The sequence below is a fragment of the uncultured Brevundimonas sp. genome, from assembly GCF_937863155.1.
GTDB lineage: Bacteria > Pseudomonadota > Alphaproteobacteria > Caulobacterales > Caulobacteraceae > Brevundimonas.
The window spans coordinates 57,250-74,643 of record NZ_CALMFB010000011.1 but is presented as its reverse complement, the minus strand read 5'-3'; the positions used below and the strand labels follow the sequence as shown (position 1 = coordinate 74,643).

Annotated in this window: 22 protein-coding genes and 1 other RNA gene; 9 read left to right on the top strand and 14 right to left on the bottom strand. The window is 67.8% G+C overall.

The annotated features are described in order from the left end of the window. Positions 1–5: 5 nt before the first annotated feature. From ssrS to Q0581_RS01485, 4 genes are all read left to right on the top strand, one after another. A non-coding RNA gene (ssrS, locus tag Q0581_RS01500) (6S RNA) lies at positions 6–166 on the top strand. A 163-nt stretch (positions 167–329) separates the two neighbouring features. Further along, on the top strand, positions 330–932 hold the full coding sequence (locus Q0581_RS01495) for a 5-formyltetrahydrofolate cyclo-ligase (RefSeq protein WP_298696820.1): 603 nt from the start codon (positions 330–332) through the stop codon (positions 930–932). A gap of 6 nt (positions 933–938) precedes the next feature. Continuing rightward, positions 939–1,760 (top strand): TIGR00282 family metallophosphoesterase, encoded by an 822-nt coding sequence (locus Q0581_RS01490; protein ID WP_298696818.1) that lies wholly within the window; start codon positions 939–941, stop codon positions 1,758–1,760. Positions 1,761–1,795: 35 nt separating this feature from the next. Beyond that, positions 1,796–2,203, top strand: a complete 408-nt coding sequence (locus tag Q0581_RS01485; RefSeq protein ID WP_298696815.1) for a hypothetical protein — start codon at positions 1,796–1,798, stop codon at positions 2,201–2,203. Positions 2,204–2,207: 4 nt separating this feature from the next. Here Q0581_RS01485 and Q0581_RS01480 read toward each other — a convergent pair whose 3' ends face one another. From Q0581_RS01480 to Q0581_RS01470, 3 genes are read right to left on the bottom strand one after another with little or no spacing between them, the layout of a single operon-like run. After that, a complete protein-coding gene (locus Q0581_RS01480; RefSeq protein ID WP_298696813.1) occupies positions 2,208–2,639 on the bottom strand; it encodes a DUF305 domain-containing protein in 432 nt (143 codons plus the stop codon). Continuing rightward, positions 2,639–4,843 (bottom strand): phosphoribosylformylglycinamidine synthase subunit PurL, encoded by a 2,205-nt coding sequence (gene purL / locus Q0581_RS01475; protein WP_298696810.1) that lies wholly within the window; start codon positions 4,841–4,843, stop codon positions 2,639–2,641. The genes Q0581_RS01480 and purL overlap by 1 nt, the downstream gene beginning before the upstream one ends. Positions 4,844–4,886: 43 nt before the next feature. Then, positions 4,887–5,675, bottom strand: a complete 789-nt coding sequence (locus tag Q0581_RS01470) for a hypothetical protein (protein ID WP_298696808.1) — start codon at positions 5,673–5,675, stop codon at positions 4,887–4,889. Between the two features lie 135 nt (positions 5,676–5,810). Between Q0581_RS01470 and Q0581_RS01465 the strand changes: the two genes are divergently transcribed. Further along, complete coding sequence (locus tag Q0581_RS01465; protein WP_298696805.1) at positions 5,811–6,032, top strand: hypothetical protein; 222 nt, start codon at positions 5,811–5,813, stop codon at positions 6,030–6,032. A 55-nt stretch (positions 6,033–6,087) separates the two neighbouring features. Here Q0581_RS01465 and purQ read toward each other — a convergent pair whose 3' ends face one another. Further along, the gene (gene purQ / locus Q0581_RS01460; protein ID WP_298696803.1) at positions 6,088–6,750 is read right to left on the bottom strand and encodes a phosphoribosylformylglycinamidine synthase subunit PurQ; all 663 of its coding nucleotides are present in this window, start codon (positions 6,748–6,750) and stop codon (positions 6,088–6,090) included. Between the two features lie 46 nt (positions 6,751–6,796). After that, positions 6,797–7,267 (bottom strand): YbhB/YbcL family Raf kinase inhibitor-like protein, encoded by a 471-nt coding sequence (locus Q0581_RS01455; RefSeq protein ID WP_298696800.1) that lies wholly within the window; start codon positions 7,265–7,267, stop codon positions 6,797–6,799. On the opposite strand from Q0581_RS01455, the gene Q0581_RS01450 reads away from it, so the two are divergent. After that, positions 7,266–7,802: a hypothetical protein gene (locus Q0581_RS01450; protein ID WP_298696797.1), complete on the top strand. Its 537-nt coding sequence runs from the start codon at positions 7,266–7,268 to the stop codon at positions 7,800–7,802. The genes Q0581_RS01455 and Q0581_RS01450 overlap by 2 nt on opposite strands. Here Q0581_RS01450 and Q0581_RS01445 read toward each other — a convergent pair. From Q0581_RS01445 to purC, 3 genes are read right to left on the bottom strand one after another with little or no spacing between them, the layout of a single operon-like run. Beyond that, complete coding sequence (locus Q0581_RS01445; RefSeq protein ID WP_298696794.1) at positions 7,796–7,927, bottom strand: hypothetical protein; 132 nt, start codon at positions 7,925–7,927, stop codon at positions 7,796–7,798. The genes Q0581_RS01450 and Q0581_RS01445 overlap by 7 nt on opposite strands. Next, the gene (gene purS, locus Q0581_RS01440; protein ID WP_298696791.1) at positions 7,924–8,157 is read right to left on the bottom strand and encodes a phosphoribosylformylglycinamidine synthase subunit PurS; all 234 of its coding nucleotides are present in this window, start codon (positions 8,155–8,157) and stop codon (positions 7,924–7,926) included. The genes Q0581_RS01445 and purS overlap by 4 nt, the downstream gene beginning before the upstream one ends. Then, positions 8,157–8,915: a phosphoribosylaminoimidazolesuccinocarboxamide synthase gene (gene purC / locus Q0581_RS01435; RefSeq protein ID WP_298696787.1), complete on the bottom strand. Its 759-nt coding sequence runs from the start codon at positions 8,913–8,915 to the stop codon at positions 8,157–8,159. The genes purS and purC overlap by 1 nt, the downstream gene beginning before the upstream one ends. 262 nt (positions 8,916–9,177) lie before the next feature. Between purC and Q0581_RS01430 the strand changes: the two genes are divergently transcribed. Next, positions 9,178–9,501, top strand: a complete 324-nt coding sequence (locus tag Q0581_RS01430) for a DUF1476 domain-containing protein (protein WP_298696785.1) — start codon at positions 9,178–9,180, stop codon at positions 9,499–9,501. Positions 9,502–9,665: 164 nt separating this feature from the next. Here the strand turns inward: Q0581_RS01430 and Q0581_RS01425 are convergent, their stop codons facing one another. The 4 genes from Q0581_RS01425 to purB are packed head-to-tail and all read right to left on the bottom strand — an operon-like array spanning position 9,666 to position 12,009. After that, complete coding sequence (locus tag Q0581_RS01425) at positions 9,666–10,151, bottom strand: DNA-deoxyinosine glycosylase (protein ID WP_298696783.1); 486 nt, start codon at positions 10,149–10,151, stop codon at positions 9,666–9,668. Then, positions 10,148–10,432, bottom strand: coding sequence for a type II toxin-antitoxin system RelE/ParE family toxin (locus Q0581_RS01420; RefSeq protein WP_298696779.1), 285 nt, complete (start codon positions 10,430–10,432; stop codon positions 10,148–10,150). The genes Q0581_RS01425 and Q0581_RS01420 overlap by 4 nt, the downstream gene beginning before the upstream one ends. Continuing rightward, positions 10,422–10,673, bottom strand: a complete 252-nt coding sequence (locus tag Q0581_RS01415; protein WP_298696776.1) for a type II toxin-antitoxin system Phd/YefM family antitoxin — start codon at positions 10,671–10,673, stop codon at positions 10,422–10,424. Before Q0581_RS01415 ends, Q0581_RS01420 begins: the two co-directional genes overlap by 11 nt. Positions 10,674–10,707: 34 nt before the next feature. Continuing rightward, positions 10,708–12,009 carry an adenylosuccinate lyase gene (purB, locus tag Q0581_RS01410; protein ID WP_298696773.1) on the bottom strand — a complete coding sequence of 434 codons (1,302 nt, stop codon included), beginning with the start codon at positions 12,007–12,009 and terminating at the stop codon, positions 10,708–10,710. A gap of 108 nt (positions 12,010–12,117) precedes the next feature. Here purB and Q0581_RS01405 point away from each other — a divergent pair, with 108 nt between their 5' ends. Then, positions 12,118–12,780, top strand: a complete 663-nt coding sequence (locus tag Q0581_RS01405) for a glutathione S-transferase family protein (RefSeq protein WP_298696770.1) — start codon at positions 12,118–12,120, stop codon at positions 12,778–12,780. Between the two features lie 194 nt (positions 12,781–12,974). Here the strand turns inward: Q0581_RS01405 and Q0581_RS01400 are convergent, their stop codons facing one another. Together Q0581_RS01400 and Q0581_RS01395 are read right to left on the bottom strand one after the other, a co-directional pair. Continuing rightward, the gene (locus Q0581_RS01400; protein WP_298696769.1) at positions 12,975–14,624 is read right to left on the bottom strand and encodes a lytic transglycosylase domain-containing protein; all 1,650 of its coding nucleotides are present in this window, start codon (positions 14,622–14,624) and stop codon (positions 12,975–12,977) included. 90 nt (positions 14,625–14,714) lie between these two features. After that, a complete protein-coding gene (locus Q0581_RS01395; protein WP_298696767.1) occupies positions 14,715–15,524 on the bottom strand; it encodes a uracil-DNA glycosylase in 810 nt (269 codons plus the stop codon). 193 nt (positions 15,525–15,717) lie between these two features. Here Q0581_RS01395 and Q0581_RS01390 point away from each other — a divergent pair, with 193 nt between their 5' ends. Further along, complete coding sequence (locus tag Q0581_RS01390; RefSeq protein ID WP_298696843.1) at positions 15,718–17,364, top strand: electron transfer flavoprotein-ubiquinone oxidoreductase; 1,647 nt, start codon at positions 15,718–15,720, stop codon at positions 17,362–17,364. Positions 17,365–17,394 lie beyond the last annotated feature (30 nt).

The window sequence follows — 17,394 nt, the reverse complement described above, 5'->3', positions numbered from 1 at the left end:
GGCGGGTCCTGCTGCGGCTCTCGTCGGAGGCGACTTATCCTCGCGACCTTAATTCACTCGAAGGGAGCTGTCCCTGTCTGGGCTCGAGGGCCTGGGCACACGGCGCCCACCTGGTTATCCAGGTCGAGAGGATTGAACAGTCCTCCACGGTCCTCGCGGCGCCGCCAACCTTGTCTTTTTTTGCCCTATCGCTCGCGACGCGGTCGCTCGCTGCTTGAGGGCGAGCGTTGTTTCTTGCCCTACCGCTCGGCTCGCGGAGCCTCGCTGCTTGAGGGCGCCGCTATGCGCGATACCGCGCCACGCGGAGACTCGCAGATGGAGGGCGGTTGGTGATCTCCAAATCTGAACTTCGTGCGGAGGCCCGTGCGCGGCGCAAGCGGCTGGCGCAGGCGTCGCCGGATGCGGCGAACCGGCTGGCCAGTCATGCCGACGCCCTGCTGGACGCCCTGTTCGGGCGCGAGGCGGGCTGGGCGCAGGAAGTCGCACGGGGGCGTCGGCTGACCGTGGCGCTCTATCGCGCGCGCGGGGCCGAGATCGACCCGGCGATCCTGGCCCGCGTCCTGATGGAACGGTCGTGCGACCTGTGTCTGCCGGTGGTCGAGGTTGCGGACGCCCCCCTGGTCTTTCGCGCCTGGGCGCCGGGACAGGCGCTTATTCCCGATCTGGCGGGATCACCCGCGCCCCTGGCTGCGGCGACGGTGGTGGGGCCGGATCTGATCCTTTGCCCCCTTTTGGCCTTTGACCTTCAGGGCGGACGGCTGGGCCAGGGCGGGGGCTATTACGACCGCACCCTGGCGGCGCGGCCGGGCGTCGCCTTCGTCGGCCTGGCCTATGCCGGACAGGAGGCCGATCGCCTGCCGATGGAGCCGCACGACATCCCCCTGCATGGCGTTCTGACCGAGGTCGGCTATACGGCCTGCCGAAAGGTCTGAATCCTCATGCGTCTGGCGTTCTTCGGAGATGTGGTCGGCAAGTCGGGCAGGGATGGTCTCAGCGACCACCTGCCGGGGCTGAAGCGCGACCTGAAACTGGATTTCGTGGTGGTCAACGCCGAGAACGCGGCGGGCGGCTTCGGCATCACCGAAAGCACGGCGAACGAGCTGTTCATGGCCGGCGCCGACTGCCTGACCCTGGGCAACCACAGCTGGGACCAGCGCGAGGCCCTGACCTATATCGTGCGCGAGCCGCGTCTGATCCGGCCGCTGAACTATCCGCGCCTGATGGATGCGCCGGGCGCCGGGGCCAATCTGTTCGAGACTCAGTCGGGGCGCACCGTCCTGGTCATGAATGTGCTGGGCCGGGTGCATATGGACCCGATGGACGACCCGTTCAGCGCGGTCGAAAAGGAGCTGGCGGCCTGTCCGCTGGGCCTGGCGGCCGATGCCGTGATCGTCGATGTCCATGCCGAGGCGACCAGCGAGAAGATGGCCATGGGCCATTTCTGCGACGGCCGGGCCTCGCTGGTGGTGGGCACCCACACCCATGTGCCGACCGCCGACTGCCAGATTCTGCCCGCCGGCACCGCCTATCAGACCGACGCCGGGGGCTGCTGCGACTACGATTCCGTCATCGGCAACGACAAGGAAGAGCCGCTGCGCCGATTCACCACCCGCATCAGCGGCGGCCGATATCAGCCCGCGTCAGGCCCGGCGACGATCTGCGGCGTCTATGTTGAGACCGATGACAGAAGCGGCCTGGCCGTGCGGGTCGAACCGATCCGCGTCGGCGGGCGCCTCAGCCAGGCCGTGCCCGCGATCTGATCGCCCGGCTCGGCCGACGGGATCGAGAGGGGACGATGGCGACAAAGGGATGGGGACGCGCTCTGGCGGTGGCGGCGGTGTTCGCCCTGATCGGTCCGCTGATCGGCGCGACCCTGGTCATGAGCGTCATGGCGGCCAGCCTGATGATGGTCGATCGGTCGAACGCCGTGGTGACCCTGCTGATGTGGCCGTTCGCGGCCGTGCTGGGGATGATGATCGGCTTTGTGCCCGCCTTGCTGACCGGGGGCGTGATGGCCGCCCTGTCGACCCGCCTGAAGACGCGGCTGGCCTGGATCGGCGTGGCGGCGGTCTGCGGCATGGCCACGACGGCCCTGTTTTATCGACTAGCGGACCTGGGTTCCGATCCGATGATCCCCCTGGTCTGCGGGGGCGGGGCGGCGGTCGCCTGCGCCTTGATCACCCTGGGCTGGCGGCCGCGCTGAACGCCTAGTTGGCGGCCGGTTTCCAGGCGCGCATCTCGGCGATCTCGCGGGTCTGGGCGTCCACAACCGCCTGGGCCATGCGGCGGATTTCCGGGTCGCGACTGTCGCGCAGGGCGACTTCGGCCATCGCCACCGCGCCCTGGTGGTGCGCGATCATCTTGGCGATGTAGGACTGGTCGATGGTCTCGCCCGAGGCTTCGGCCATCAGCCGGTGCATCTCGGTTTCCGAGGCGGCGAAGGCCTGGTCCGCGGCGGTGGTGGTCGCCGCGCCGCCATGGCCCGCATGGGCGTCGGGCGCGGGCGTGACGCCTTCCTTGACTGTGGCGGCGTGGCGCTCGGCCGAGGCGTCGCGCAGGGCCTGGTTCACCGGATCGCCCCCACCGTCGCAGGCGGCGACCAGAGCCAGAACGGGCAGGACGGCGATCAGGCGGCGCATCAGGCTTTTCCTTCGATCCAGTTGGGCATCCAGCCCTCGTGCATTTCGCGCAGGTGGTCCAGCGGAATGCGGAACAGGTCGCCGGACGAAAGGTCGCGGCCCACGGCCCGCCCGACCACCGACGCGTGCAGCCCCGCGCCCTGCGCCTTGGCGATCAGTGCGGCCGGATCGGTCACGGCCGTCAGGTAGCGGGCCTGGTCCTCGGCGAACAGCAGGACGTGGGCGTGGGCGGCGCTGGTGGCGTCCAGTTCGACGCCGCAGTCGCTGGCCAGGGCCATGTCCGCCGCCGCCCCGATCAGACCGCCGTCCGACAGGTCGTGCACACAGGTCAGTTCGCCCGCCTCGATCAGTCCGCGCACGAAGTCGCCGGTCTTGCGCTCCAGTTTCAGGTCGACCGGCGGCGGGGCGCCGTCCTCGCGGCCCAGCACTTCGCGCAAGTAAAGGCTGGCGCCCAGTTCGCCGTGGGTCTCGCCGATCAGCACCAGCACATCGCCCTCGGCCATGCCGCCGAAGCCGACCGTGACGTCATAGTTGGGCAGAAGGCCGACCGCCCCCACCGTCGGGGTCGGCGGAATGGCGACGCCGTTGGTCTCGTTATAAAGGCTGACGTTGCCGCTCACGACGGGGAAGTCCAGGGCGCCGCAGGCTTCGGCCATGCCGTCGATGGCGCGCACGATCTGGCCCATGATCTCGGGCCGCTGCGGATTGCCGAAGTTGAGGTTGTCGGTGATGGCGATGGGCCGCGATCCCACGGCCGTCAGATTGCGCCACGCCTCGGCCACACACTGTTTGCCGCCCTCATAGGGGTCGTTCTGGACATAGCGGGGGGTGCAGTCACTGGTCACCGCCAGCCCCTTATCCGTGCCGTGCACGCGGATCACCCCCGCATCGGCGCCGGTGGCCGAGTCGTGCAGGGTGTCGGCCATGACGTGACGATCATACTGTTCCCAGATCCAGCGCTTGGACGCCATGTCGGGACAGCAGACGACGTTCAGCACCGCGTCGGCCCAGCTGTCGGGCGCCGGAACCGTGGCCGGGTCCAGGCGGGGCTGCAAGGCGGGCTGGACCCACGGCCGGTCGTACAGGGGCGCATCGTCGAACAGGGGCGCCAGCGGCACGTCGCAGACGGTTTCACCATGATGCTTCAGCACCAGGCGGCCGGTGTCGGTGGTCACGCCGATGACGGCGGCGTCCAGCCCCCATTTCTGGAAGATGCGGTAGCCGTCTTCCTCGCGGCCCGGCTTCAGCACGGCCAGCATCCGCTCCTGCGATTCCGACAGCATCATCTCATAGGCGGTCATGCCCTCTTCGCGCTGGGGCACGGCGTCCATGTTCAGTTCGATGCCGACGCCGCCCTTGCCGGCCATTTCGACCGAGGAGGAGGTCAGGCCGGCGGCCCCCATGTCCTGGATCGCCGCCACGGCGCCAGAGGCCATCAGCTCCAGCGTCGCCTCGATCAGCAGCTTTTCGGCGAACGGATCGCCGACCTGCACCGTGGGGCGCTTGCTGTCCGATTCATCATCGAACTCGGCCGAGGACATGGTGGCGCCGTGGATGCCGTCGCGTCCGGTCTTGGAGCCGAAATAGACCACCGACAGGCCCGCCGAGGGGGCGGCCGAATAGAAGATGGCGTCCGATTTCGCCAGGCCCACGCACATGGCGTTGACCAGAATGTTGCCGTTGTAGCCGCGATGGAAATTGGTCTCGCCCGCCACGGTCGGCACGCCGACGCAGTTGCCATAGCCGCCGATGCCGCTGACCACGCCCGACACCAGCCGCCGGGTCTTCTCGTGGTTCACATCGCCGAACCGCAGGGCGTTCAGCAGGGCCACCGGGCGGGCGCCCATGGTGAAGACGTCGCGCATGATGCCGCCCACGCCGGTCGCCGCGCCCTGATAGGGTTCGATGAAGCTGGGGTGGTTGTGGCTCTCCATCTTGAAGATGCAGGCGTCGCCGTCGTCGATGTCGATGACCCCGGCGTTCTCGCCCGGCCCGCAGATGACGCGCGGCCCCTTGGTCGGGAATTTGCCCAGATGGATCTTGGACGACTTGTAGGAACAATGCTCGGACCACATGACCGAGAAGACGCCCAGTTCGACCTGGTTCGGCTCTCGGCCCAGTCGGTCCAGGACGACCTGGTATTCGTTCGGGGCCAGGCCGTATTCGGCGGCCAGTTCGGCCATGGTCTTTTGCGGGGCGCTCATGGGGGCGCCTTCTAGCGTCTGAACCGCCGCCTGTCAGCCTTCGCTAGCGTTCGACGCCGCGACGCAGGCCCATCGACAACCACAAGCCGCCCAGCAGGGTCACGACCGCCAGCCCCAGCAGAGGGAAGGCCAGGCCCGGATTGCGTTCCTGCTCGGCCACGAAGGCGCCCAGCAGGCCCCAGGCGATGGGTAGGGGATAGCTCAGCACCCGCATCCGCCACGCCCCGAACAGGCCCAGCCCCGTCACGACGGCGCCGGCCAGCAGCGCCCAGCCGGTCGGGGGCAGCAGCTCCGGCAACTGGCCATTGCCGGTCAGGACGGTGATCAGGTTCAGCGGCGCCGCGATGGTCAGCCAGCCGGCCAGCAGGCTGAGCGGCAGCACCGTCATCCAGCGGTCTCGCTCACGGCCCGAGAGGGCGCGGATCGTCGCGGCGTTGGCGAACAGCGGCGCGACCAGCGCCGCCGCCGACACGAAGATCAGCACCACCGTGGCCCATTCCCAGTCGGCCGCCGCCGCCACGATCCACCAGCCGATCCCCAGCAGGGCCACGACCGAAGGCCAGCCTAGCCGGCGCAGAATGTCGCTCTCGCCCGTTTGGGGCAGGGCCTGGCGCACCGCATAGACCAGCAGGCCCAGATAGATGACGCCCCAGATGGAAAAGGCGTAGCTGGCGACCTTCAGCGTCGCATCGCTGTCGGCGGCGAATTCGGCCTGGGTCTGGCCCCAGCCCAGCAGCATCTGCGCCTGGGCCACCAGCACGCCGAACAGGGCGCTGGCCAGCACGATCAGGCGCCGGGTCATCTGGGCGGCGGTGGGGCGGATTATGGACATGCGGGCGTCTCCAAGCCTGGCGGTTCGCGGACACTACGCGCCAGCCACGGCCAAGTTGCACGCTCGCGTGATCGACGGAACGTCGGACCGACCCGGGGGTTTGATTCGCGTCCCCTCAAGCACAGGAAGCGAGCCATGACCGACCAGAACCGACCCGACGAAAAGCCCCAGTTCGAAACCGATGCCGTCCAGGCCAACCAGGCCGAACAGCAGGGTCTGGGCGTGGGCGAGCGCGAACTGAACGCCCAGCGCGAACCGGGCGAAAAGCCCGACGCCGATCAGTTGGAGGCCGGCGCCCAGCTGCAGAAACAGCGCACCGATCAGGACGAAACCGAACGTCAGGCCCCACAGGCCTGATCCCGCCAGGGCTGGAGGGAAGGCCGTCGCCGAGCGGGGCGGCGGCCTTTTCGCGTCACGCCGCCGCGTAGATCGACCGGAACAGGTCCGCGCCGTCCGCCGAGCCCAGCTCCGCCTCGAAGGCCCGGTCGGGGTGGGGCATCATGCCCAGCACGTTTCCGCGCGTGTTCTGCAGGCCGGCGATATTGGCCACCGAGCCGTTGGGATTGTCGACATAGCGGAACACCACCTGCCCCTCGCCCTCGATGCGGGCCAGGGTCTCCGGGTCGGCGAAATAGTTTCCGTCGCCGTTGCCTTGCGTCATCACCACCTCGCGCTTGCCCTGATAGGCCGAGGTGAAGCGCGTCTGGCCGTTGGTCACTTCCAGGGTGATGGGTTTGCAGACGTATTTCAGCCCGGCGTTGCGCATCAGGGCGCCCGGCAGCATCCCGGCCTCGCACAGGATCTGGAAGCCGTTGCAGATGCCGACCACGGCCACGCCGTCGTCGGCGGCCTTCTTGACCGCCTGCATCACCGGCGACTGGGCCGCCATGGCCCCGCAGCGCAGATAGTCGCCATAGGAAAAACCGCCCGGCAGGACGATCAGGTCCAGCCCGTCGGGCAGGGCGGTGTCCTGGTGCCAGACCATCTGCACCCGCTCGCCGGTCGAGCGTTCTACGGCGACCTTGCAGTCGCGATCACAGTTGGAACCCGGAAAGACGATGACGGCGGCGCTCATGCCGCGGGCGTTTAGCAGGGTTCGCGGCGGATGTCAGCGTGGGGCGTCAGCCCTGGCCGGTGTTCTCATAGGTCGCGGTGATCGTCGCCTTGGCCAGCGTATGGAAATGCAGGTTAAAGCCGAACACGGCGCCCGAATTGTCCGGCGTGACGTCCAGCTTGTCCACGTCCACGGCGAAGACGGTGAAGATGTAGCGGTGCGGCCCGTGGCCGGGGGGTGGGGCGGCGCCGCCGAAGCCGGCGGGGCCATAGTCGGTGCGTCCCTCGACCGCGCCGGACGGGACCGGGCCGCCGGTCGGGATTTCGGTGATGTCGGCGGGAATGTTGGCCACCGTCCAGTGCCAGAAGCCCGAGCCGGTCGGGGCGTCCGGGTCATAGCAGGTGATGGCGTAACTCTTGGTCCCTTCCGGGGCGCCCGACCATTTCAGGTGCGGCGACGTATCGCCCTTGGCCTTCACCTGGGCGTCAGGCAGCACGCCGCCGTCGGTTATGTCGTTCGAGGTCAGGGTGAAGGTCATGGGCGTCTCCATCGGGCGGTTCATGTTCAACGCCCGGCTTAACCGGATGTTCGACGTGTCGCGCCATTCTTGCCGCGTGACGCCGCCCCTGACCATCCGCAATGACTGGCCCATCGTGGGATGGGTGTTCGGCGGGGCGTGGGTCGGGGGGCTGGTCGTCTTCACCTATCTGTATGCCCGCGACGGCGGCTTTGACCAGTTCGACCCGATGGTCGAGGCGGGCGTCATGATGATGTTCTGGATGGCTGGTCTGGTTCTGATCTCGCAGACCCTGGCGCTGTCGCGCACCCGCCTGACCATAGGCCGGGATCGTATCGAACTGACCCGCACCTGGCTGTGGCGACGACGCCATGAGACCCTGAGCCGGTCCTCGCTGCGGGACATCCTGATCGAGCAGGAACGGGATTCGAATGGTGATCCCTACTACAAGCTGGTGCTGCAGACCCGATCAGGCGAGCGCGTGGCGCTGAGCGAATCGTCGGAGCTTGATCTGATCAAGGCGCGCCGCGACGACATCCTGGCGCGGATTCAGTGAGCCGCTTCCTTGGCCGCCGGCGTAAACGCCCGGTCGTCCATCAGCCCGCCATACAGGGCGCTGGCGAAGATCAGGCAGCCGATCAGGATGAACAGCGCCAGCAGCAGCTTGCCGATCCGGCTCACTGAACCTCGATCCGATAGGATTCGATCACGGTGTTGGCCAGCAGGGTCTCGCACATGCGCTTGACCTCGGCCTCGACGTCATCCCCGGCGTAATCGAACTCGATCAGCTTGCCGACGCGCACGTTCGATGCGCCCGACCAGCCCAGGCCGTTCAGTGCGCCCTCGACGGCCTTGCCCTGAACATCCAGCACGCCGGGCTTCAGGAAGACATGGACCCGAACCTTGGCCATCAGTGCAGCCCTCCCTGGATCACCGTCGGCATGCCCTTCATGATGCCGAGACGGCGGGCGACTTCGGTATAGCTTTCGATCACATCGCCCAGGTCGCGGCGGAAGCGGTCCTTGTCCAGCTTCTCGCCGGTCGCGGCGTCCCACAGGCGGCAGCTGTCGGGGCTGATTTCATCGGCCAGCAGAACGCGGCTGTAGTCGTTCTCCCACACCCGGCCGAACTCGATCTTGAAGTCCACCAGGGTGATGCCGACGCCGGCGAACAGGCCCGACAGATAGTCGTTGACCCGCACCGTCATGGCCAGGATGTCGTCCAATTCCTGGGTGGTGGCCCAGTTGAACGCCGTGATGTGCTCTTCGGTCACCATCGGGTCGTTCAGCTCGTCCTTCTTGTAGTAGAATTCGATGATCGAGCGGGGCAGGGGCGTGCCCTCGGCGATGCCCAGCCGCTGGCTCATCGAACCGGCCACGATGTTGCGGCACACGACTTCAAGCGGGATGATCTCGACTTCGCGGATCAGTTGTTCGCGCAGGTTCAGCCGCTTGATGAAGTGGTTGGTCACGCCGATGCCGTTCAGGCGCGACATGATGAATTCGCTGATCTGGTTGTTGATCACGCCCTTGCCTTCCAGCGTCGCCTTCTTCTGGGCGTTGAAGGCGGTGGCGTCGTCCTTGAAATACTGGATCAGGGTGCCGGGCTCGGGTCCTTCGTACAGGATCTTGGCCTTGCCTTCGTACAGCTTCTTGCGTTTGGCGTTCATCGTCGGGTCCTGGGCCGAAAACAAAAAACGCGCGGCCGGAACGGGGTCCTGACGGCGCGGATGTGGAATCGGTCGGGCGGGAGGTGTCTAGACGTCCCTACCCTTAGCGGAACACCGTCCGCGACACAAACGTTCACCCCGCCGCAGCCGCCCGCTCGGCCCCCCTGTGGACCGGCGTTGAAGTCAGGTTGCGTTCATCCGCCTTCGGGCTATAGACGGCGACGACGGCGGGCGCGGCCCGCGAGTGGAGCTTTTGACCGCCATGACCACCTTCGACGATCGGGAAAAGGGCTTCGAGACCAAGTTCGCCCTCGATCAGGAACAGGAATTCAAGGCGGTGGCCCGTCGCAACAAGCTGCTGGGCCTGTGGGCGGCCGACAAGATGGGCCTGAACGCCGAAAGCGCCGACCAGTACGCCTCGGCCGTGGTGCGCGCCGACTTCGAACAGCCGGGCGAGGAAGACGTCTTCCGCAAGGTCGCCGGCGACTTCAAGGGCGCGGGCCTGACCGTGTCCGAGGGCGAAATCCGCTCCAAGATGGACGAACTGGCCTCCATCGCCCGCGACCAGATCCGCGCCGGCGAATAGTCCGAACCGACATCCAGGAATCGAAAGGGCCGCACTCGGGGGGATGCGGCCCTTTCTACTTCGGGTAAGGCTGGGGGGATAAGGCCTTGCCCGGCACTTGCGTCATGCGCAAGCCGATAACGACGCCGCGCCTTGTCGGTTCCCGATCCCGCGCCTGCGACCTTTCACCTCAGCCAGATCGCCAGGTCGCGCCAGGCCGCCAGCTTGTCCTCGAACGGCCGCGCATGGGCCGGGCTGGACGATGGCAGGGTGATCAGCGCCGGGCCCGCCTCGGCCAGAATCCGGCCGCCCAGACGCGCCGCCAGCCCGCCGTTGAAGGCCACGGCGCGCAAGTCAGGCAGGCTTGTGACCAGCCCCCTCAGATCCGCCGCCTCGGGACTGCGGATGGCGGCATCCAGACTGCCGGACCGCTCGGCCGAAGCGATGACGTCCCACAGGCCGACGCCCGCATCGCCCAGAGCCTCCAGCCGCGCCGGATAATCCATCAACGCCAGATCGCGCCCGATCACGGCGCCGATCAATCGCCAGAAGCCGTTGCGCTGGTGGGCGTAATACTGACCGGCCGCCAGCGACGCCTCACCCGGCAGACTGCCCAGGATCAGCACGCGGCTCCGGTCATCGACGACCGGGGCGAAGGCGGACTTTCTCATCCGCGTCGGGCCGCCTGGCGGTAGACGCTGCTGCGCTCTCGTTTGCCCACCGCCACGACGGTCACAGTGATCGTGGCGTCCTCGACCCGATAGACCAGTCGATATCCGGCATCGCGCAGCTTGATCTTGTAGTGGTCGCGCAGCCCGTGAAGGGCGTCCTTCGTGACACGCGGGTGGACGAGCCTTTCCGTCAGCTTCTTCTTGAACTGCGCCCGCACCGGGGCGCCCAGCTTTTCCCACTCTTTCAGCGCCGAGGGCAGGAACTGAAGTTCAAAGCTCATCCAGGCTCACACGCACAGGCCGTTCGTCGGCACGGGACCGGACGAGGTCGGCCAGAGCCAGGTCGTCCAGCCGTTCCATCATCGCCTCATAGGCGGCGGCGGGGACCATATAGGCCATGACGCGATTGTGGTTCAGCACGGCCACGGTCTCGCCCGCGGCGTCCTGCATGACGGCGCTGGGGCTTTTCTTCAGGTCGGAGACGCTGACGGCGACAGAGGCTTCAAGGCGCTGCATAGCCATATAGTAGGAAAATCAGTGCGATTTTCAATACCGATTATGCCGCCCCGAACACCCGGTCAAACACGGTATCGACGTGCTTGGTGTGATAGCCCAGGTCGAACAGGGCCTCCAGATCGGCGTCGCCCAGGGTCACGCGCGCATCGGCCTTCAGGAAGTCGATGAACCGGCCCTCGCCGCGCCAGACCTTCATGGCGTTCTCCTGCACCGCGGCATAGGCGTCCTCACGCGACACCCCCGCCTGGGTCAGGGCCAGCATGACCCGCTGCGAGAAGACCAGCCCGCCCAGGCGATCCAGGTTCTTCTGCATATTCTCCGGATAGATGTTCAGCCGCTCGACGACGCCCGCCAGGCGGTGCAGGGCGAAATCCAGGTGGATGGTGGCGTCCGGGCCGATGCCGCGCTCGACCGAGGAATGGCTGATGTCCCGCTCGTGCCACAGGGCGACGTTCTCCATCGCCGGGACGACGCTGGAACGGACCAGGCGCGCCAGGCCGGTCAGGTTCTCGGTCAGGATCGGGTTGCGCTTGTGCGGCATGGCCGACGACCCCTTCTGACCCTTGTCGAAGAACTCTTCGGCCTCCAGCACCTCGGTGCGCTGCAGGTGGCGGATCTCGATGGCCAGCCGCTCGATCGAACTGGCCACCACGCCCAGGGCGGCGAAATAGGCGGCGTGGCGGTCGCGGGGGATCACCTGGGTCGAGACCGGCTCGACGCTCAGGCCCATCTTCTCGGCCACATAGACTTCGACCGCCGGATCGACATTGGCGAAGGTGCCGACCGCGCCCGAGATGGCGCAGGTGGCGATCTCCTCGCGCGCCGTGACCAGACGGCGGCGCGCGCGCTGGAACTCGGCGTGATAGCCGGCCAGCTTCAGGCCGAAGGTCACCGGCTCGGCGTGGATGCCGTGCGACCGGCCGACCGTCACCGTGTATTTGTGCTCCCTGGCCCGCGTCTCCAGCGCCGCCAGAACCCGGTCGACGCCGCCCAGCAACAGGTCGGTGGATCGCGCCAACTGCACCGCGAAACAGGTGTCCAGCACGTCCGACGACGTCATGCCCTGATGCAGGAAGCGCGCCTCGTCGCCGACGATTTCCGACACATGGGTCAGGAAGGCGATCACATCGTGCTTGGTGGTGCGTTCGATCTCGTCGATCCGGTCGGCGTCGAACACCGCATCCTTGCCCTTGGCCCAGATGGCGTCGGCGGATTCGGCCGGAATGACGCCCAGCTCGGCCATCTTGGTGGCGGCGTGAGCCTCGATCTCGAACCAGATCCGGTATTTGGTCTCCTGCGACCACAGGGCGACGGCTTCGGGGCGGGAATAGCGGCTGATCATGGGCGCGGGGTGTCGGTCGCGCGGCCTTCGGAGTCAAGCCGGGCGCTTGTCCGCCCGACGCGCGCGGGGCAGGAAGAGGCGACCCTCAGCCCCCCGGAGATTCGGCCCATGAAGCTGGTGATCGGCGATCCCGCCTATTCGACCTGGTCCCTGCGGCCGTGGCTGGTGCTGAAACGCTGCGGCGCCGATTTCGACACTCAGATCGTGCGTCTGAACCGGCCCGACACCTTCGAGGAGATCCGCAAGGTCTCGCCCAACGGCAAGGTTCCAGCCCTGCTGGTGGATGGCGATGTGGTCTGGGACTCGCTGTCCATCGCCGTCTGGTGCGCCGAACGCTGGCCCCAGGCGGGGCTGTGGCCGGCCGAACCCAAGGCCCGCTGGCTGGCGCGCAGCGCGGTGTGCGAAATGCACTCGGCCTTTGGCGCCCTGCGCAATCTGATGGGCATGGGGCCGGACCATCCGATGATCGGCGACAGCCGGGCCGAGACGCCTGACGATCCGGCGCTGCACGCCGACCTGCGCCGGATGGTCGAGCTGTGGCGCGATCTGCGGGGCCGGTTCGGCGCGGGCGGACCGTATCTGTTCGGCGCCTGGTCTGTCGCCGACGCCTTCTTCACGCCGGTGGCCGCCCGGATGCGGCATTTCCAGGTCGATCTGACCGCGTTCGGAGACGTCGACGGCGTGGCCGCCGCCTATCGCGACGCCCTGCTGAACGATCCTTTGTTCCTGGAGTGGACGGCCATGGCGGAACAGGATCTGGCGGCCGGTTAACCGCGCCCGCTGACGGGACTTTAAGGGATCGGCGTTATGTCTGCATCCATTCGGCCCGAATGGCCGTTGGAGCGGCATCATGCCCAAGCCTGTCGAACAGCCCGCCCGTCCCCTGTCGCCGCTCGCCGGCATGGCCCTGGCCCTGCTGATCGGCGGCTGCCTGACCGCGACCCTGCTGACCAGCGTCTTCTGAGCTAGTTCGCGACGGGCGGCGCGACCGTCGCCACCTGCACCGGCTCGGGCGGCGGCGGCACATAGTCCAGACCGATGCCCACATGGGTCGCGCCCGAAGCCACGGCGTCCAGGGTGTTCAAAGGCCGTCCCTGCAGGCGCTGATAGATCCAGTAGGCCGCCACGACCTTTTCGACATAGTCGCGCGCCTGGGGCACGTCGATGGTCTCGATCAGCAGCAGCGGATCGGGGTCCGGCCCCAGTTTGCGCAACGCCGACAACATCGGCCCCGGCCCGGCGTTGTAAGAGGCGACGGTCCGCAGCAGATCGCCCTGGAAGGCGTTCAGCTGCAACATGCGGTTCAGATAGGCCTGGCCCAGCCGCATGTTCACCGCCGGGTCGAACAGCCGGCGCGGATCGCGCACGAACCCCGGATCGCCGCTCAGCTCCGCCGCCGTGCCCGGCATGACCTGCATCAGACCATAGGCGCCGGCGCCCGAGCGCGCCTCGGGGTTAAAGCCCGTCTCCTTGCGCGCCACGGCATAGACCAGCGACCGCTCGACGGTGAAGCCGCCCTGGGGCTGGAGATCCGGCATCGGATAGCGCTCGGCGTCGATCCGCAGGGCGTCGGCCGTGCCGGTCGGGCGCGGGTCGATCATCTCGGCGATGGCGGTCCACATGCGCCGGGCGCGGTCGTCGATGGCGGTTCTCAGGCCGGTGCGCACCGCCATTTCGGCGTCAGACCGGCGGCCGACCTCATGCAGGGCCAGGGTGCGCCGCGCCTGGGCGTTCTGGTCCAGGAAACCGGCCATGTCGCGCGCATCGACGGACATGGACGCCTCGCGCAGACTGGGGGACCGGCTCGGCAGGGTGGAATAGGGGCGCGGGCCCTGGTTGGTGATCTCCGGCTCCTGGCCCAGCTGACGCAGGGCGATCTGGCCATAGAAGGTCGATGGCCAGCGCGCGGCCATCTGCAGATAGCCGTTCACCTGGTCCTGGCGGCCCGTGCGGGCGGCGGATCGTGCGGTCCAGTGGGCGGCTCCGGCGCGGACCCACGGGTCTTCGGTCGGGTCTGTGGCCACACGCTCGAAGGCGACGAAGGCGTCGTTGAACTGGCCCAGCCGCCACGCCGCCAGCCCCGCCGTCCACCAGTCGCCGATCTCGATGCCGATGCGATAGGCCCCGTTCAGGTCTTCGGCGTTCAGCGCGATGCGCGCCGCCTTCATCGGATCGTCGGCCGCGCCGCCGCTGGTGGCCGCCAGAGCGTCCCAGGTGCGCCCACCGACGCCTGAGGGCCGCTTGGGCTCCGGCGCCCCGTCCGGCCGCCGCCGCAGCGCCAGGGCATAGGCGCGCGGCGCCATCGGCAGGTCGGCATAGTCGTTCAGCCAGGCGACCAGTTCGTCATAGGTGGCGCTGTAGTCGCGATGGAACAGACGCTCGAACTCCACCTCGCCCAGCAGGATGCGGTCGTGCGCCTCGCGCGCGGATGCCCGGGCCAGGTCCAGCTGACCGCGCCGCAGTGCGTCAAAGGCGGTGGTGTAGCTCAGGCGGTCCGCCTGGCTCAGGGCGCGCGGACGGCCGTCCTCGACCTCGGCGGCCACGGCGGCGCCCGCCACGGCGGACAGCACAAGGGCGGCGATCGGCGCGATGATCGCGCGACGGAAACTGGTCACAGGCGGCGGCCCCCTCGGTCACGTCCTACCCGTCTCGATTCAGGAAGGGCGGTCTTCGGCGCTGGTCGTCAGGCGTGAAAGATGCCGGAATTAACCTTTGATCTCAACCTCGGCCGTTTCCAGACGGGCCGTCAGCGACAAGATGTCCGCCCAGGCCAGCCGCTTGGCCAGCGGCTGACGCAGCAGGAAGGCCGGGTGCAGGGTCGGCATGACCGGCGCCGAAACATCCCCTTCGTTCAGCCGCCACTCGCGCCATTGGCCGCGCAGCCGCATGATGCCCTCGTCGGCCTGCAACACCGATTTCGCCGCCGAGGCCCCCAGCAGCAGCACGACCCGGGGTTTCAACAGGGCAAAGGCCCGTTCCACGAAGGGCGCGCAGACGGCCTGTTCCTGCGGCGTCGGCGCCCGGTTGCCCGGCGGCCGCCAGAAGACGGTGTTGGTGATGAAGACCCGGCCGGTCAGCCCCGCCGCCTCCAGCATCCGGTCCAGCAACTGGCCCGCCTTGCCAACGAAGGGCTGGCCCGCGCGGTCTTCCTCGGCACCCGGCCCCTCGCCGACGATCAGCACCGGCGCGGCCGGATCGCCGCGCGCGAACACCGCCTGGCTCGCGCCCATGCCGCGTAAGGGACAGCCCTGGAACGCCGCGATGGCCCCGGCCAGGTCCTGCAGCGTCGCCGCCCCGGCCGCCAGGCTCCGCGCCTCGGCCATGGCCTCGCCGCCGTCCAGAGACACGGGCACGGCCACGGCGGCGGTCGCCTTGGCCACGGCCTTCAGCGTCGGCGTCGGTTTGATGTGGGTGTGGTCCACCGGGGCGTCGCCATAGCAGGCGTCGACCCCCGCATCGCGCCAGAAGGCGAGCAGGCTTTCCAGCGCGCGAGTGTCGGAAACGGCGTTGGTCATCGGATCAACCCAAGGGATAAGCCTTGACCGCCCTGACGTCACGTCCCGATAAGCGGACAACGAACAAAGTGCTGATCAGGAAACAGCCATGGCTCAGGAAACGATCGAAGGCGGCGCCAAGAACGCTTGGCAGGAAGCGGTGCTCGACAATCTGTCGCCTCTGGAGGCCCTGGCGGGGGGCGAGCGCGAGGTCATGGAATACGACGTCGTCATCGTCGGCGGCGGCCCCGCCGGCCTGTCGGCGGCCATCCGCCTGAAGCAGCGGGCGGAAAAGGACGGCAAGGACATTTCGGTCGCCGTGCTGGAGAAGTCGGCCGAGGTCGGCGGCCACATCCTGTCCGGCGCCGTGATCGATCCCAAGGCGCTGAACGAACTGTTCCCCGACTGGAAGGCCATGGGCGCCCCGCTGGAGACGCCGGTCACCAAGGACCGCTTCCTGTTGTTGGGACCGCAGGGCGATCTCAGCCTGCCCATGCCCCTGATGCCGCCGCTAATGCACAACCACGGCTGCTACATCGCCTCGCTGGGCAATCTGACCCGCTGGCTGGGCGAACAAGCCGAGGCGCTGGGCGTCGAAGTCTATCCCGGCATGGCCGCCAGCCATGTGGTCTGGGAAGATCAAACGGGTCGAGTGAAGGGCGTGGTCGCCGGCGTCTTCGGCATCGACCGCGAAGGCCAGCCGACCGGAGAGTTCCAGCCCGGCATCGAACTGCACGGCAAATATGTCTTCATCGCCGAGGGGGTGCGCGGCTCCCTGGCCAAGACCATCATGGCCCGCCACAATCTGTGCGACGGCGCAGAACCTCAGAAATTCGGCATCGGCCTGAAGGAGCTGTGGCAGATCCCAGCCGAGAAGCACCAGCCCGGTCTGGTCCAGCATTCGACCGGCTGGCCCCTGGACGAACACACCGGCGGCGGGTCGTTCCTGTACCATTTCGGCGATCGCTATGTGGCCATCGGCTATGTCGTGCACCTGAACTACAGGAACCCCTTCCTGTCGCCGTTCGACGAGTTTCAGCGGTTCAAGCACCACCCCGCCATCGCCGAGCACCTGGAAGGCGGAACCCGCGTCTCCTATGGCGCGCGGGCGATCACCGAGGGCGGCTTCCAGTCGGTGCCGAAACTGGCCTTCCCCGGCGGGGCGCTGATCGGCTGTTCGGCCGGCTTCGTGAACGTGCCGCGCATCAAGGGCAGCCACAATGCCATGAAGACCGGCATGCTGGCCGCCGACGCCGCCTATGAGGCGGTCATGGCCGGGCGCGCGGGCGACGAATTGGTGGAATACCAGGCCGCCTATGAGAAGAGCTGGGTCTATCGCGAGTTGAAACAGGTCCGCAACGCCAAGCCCTATCTGTCGAAATTCGGCACCACCATCGGCGGGGCGCTGGGGGTCATGGACATGTGGTTCTCGTCCCTGTTCCGCATCAACGTCCCCTGGACGCTGAAGCACGGCAAGACCGACGCCGCCGCCACCGAGCCGGCGTCCAAGCATAAGCCGATCACCTATCCCAAGCCCGACGGGAAGCTGTCGTTCGACAAGCTGTCCAGCGTCTTCATCTCCAACACCAACCACGCCGAGGAACAGCCCGCGCATCTGAAGCTGCTGGACCCCTCCGTGCCCATCCGGGTCAACCTGCCGAAATATGGCGAACCGGCGCGCCTGTATTGTCCGGCGGGAGTCTATGAGGTGCTGACGCCCGAAGGCGGCGGCGAGCCGCGCTTCCAGATCAACGCCCAGAACTGCGTCCACTGCAAAACCTGCGACATCAAGGATCCGTCCCAGAACATCGTCTGGACGACGCCCGAGGGTGGGGGCGGGCCGAACTATCCGAATATGTGACCTGCGCGCCCTTGCGGCGCCACAGGGTTC

Bases quoted from the DNA above. Each gene is read 5' to 3' on its own strand.
- Q0581_RS01490 (WP_298696818.1), top strand. From the start codon at position 939: ATGCGTCTGGCGTTCTTCGGAGATGTGGTCGGCAAGTCGGGCAGGGAT.
- Q0581_RS01485 (WP_298696815.1), top strand. From the start codon at position 1,796: ATGGCGACAAAGGGATGGGGACGCGCTCTGGCGGTGGCGGCGGTGTTC.
- Q0581_RS01480 (WP_298696813.1), bottom strand. From the start codon at position 2,639: ATGCGCCGCCTGATCGCCGTCCTGCCCGTTCTGGCTCTGGTCGCCGCC.
- purL (WP_298696810.1), bottom strand. From the start codon at position 4,843: ATGAGCGCCCCGCAAAAGACCATGGCCGAACTGGCCGCCGAATACGGC.
- Q0581_RS01470 (WP_298696808.1), bottom strand. From the start codon at position 5,675: ATGTCCATAATCCGCCCCACCGCCGCCCAGATGACCCGGCGCCTGATC.
- Q0581_RS01465 (WP_298696805.1), top strand. From the start codon at position 5,811: ATGACCGACCAGAACCGACCCGACGAAAAGCCCCAGTTCGAAACCGAT.
- purQ (WP_298696803.1), bottom strand. From the start codon at position 6,750: ATGAGCGCCGCCGTCATCGTCTTTCCGGGTTCCAACTGTGATCGCGAC.
- Q0581_RS01450 (WP_298696797.1), top strand. From the start codon at position 7,266: ATGGGCGTCTCCATCGGGCGGTTCATGTTCAACGCCCGGCTTAACCGG.
- Q0581_RS01455 (WP_298696800.1), bottom strand. From the start codon at position 7,267: ATGACCTTCACCCTGACCTCGAACGACATAACCGACGGCGGCGTGCTG.
- purS (WP_298696791.1), bottom strand. From the start codon at position 8,157: ATGGCCAAGGTTCGGGTCCATGTCTTCCTGAAGCCCGGCGTGCTGGAT.
- purC (WP_298696787.1), bottom strand. From the start codon at position 8,915: ATGAACGCCAAACGCAAGAAGCTGTACGAAGGCAAGGCCAAGATCCTG.
- Q0581_RS01430 (WP_298696785.1), top strand. From the start codon at position 9,178: ATGACCACCTTCGACGATCGGGAAAAGGGCTTCGAGACCAAGTTCGCC.
- Q0581_RS01425 (WP_298696783.1), bottom strand. From the start codon at position 10,151: ATGAGAAAGTCCGCCTTCGCCCCGGTCGTCGATGACCGGAGCCGCGTG.
- Q0581_RS01420 (WP_298696779.1), bottom strand. From the start codon at position 10,432: ATGAGCTTTGAACTTCAGTTCCTGCCCTCGGCGCTGAAAGAGTGGGAA.
- Q0581_RS01415 (WP_298696776.1), bottom strand. From the start codon at position 10,673: ATGGCTATGCAGCGCCTTGAAGCCTCTGTCGCCGTCAGCGTCTCCGAC.
- purB (WP_298696773.1), bottom strand. From the start codon at position 12,009: ATGATCAGCCGCTATTCCCGCCCCGAAGCCGTCGCCCTGTGGTCGCAG.
- Q0581_RS01405 (WP_298696770.1), top strand. From the start codon at position 12,118: ATGAAGCTGGTGATCGGCGATCCCGCCTATTCGACCTGGTCCCTGCGG.
- Q0581_RS01395 (WP_298696767.1), bottom strand. From the start codon at position 15,524: ATGACCAACGCCGTTTCCGACACTCGCGCGCTGGAAAGCCTGCTCGCC.
- Q0581_RS01390 (WP_298696843.1), top strand. From the start codon at position 15,718: ATGGAATACGACGTCGTCATCGTCGGCGGCGGCCCCGCCGGCCTGTCG.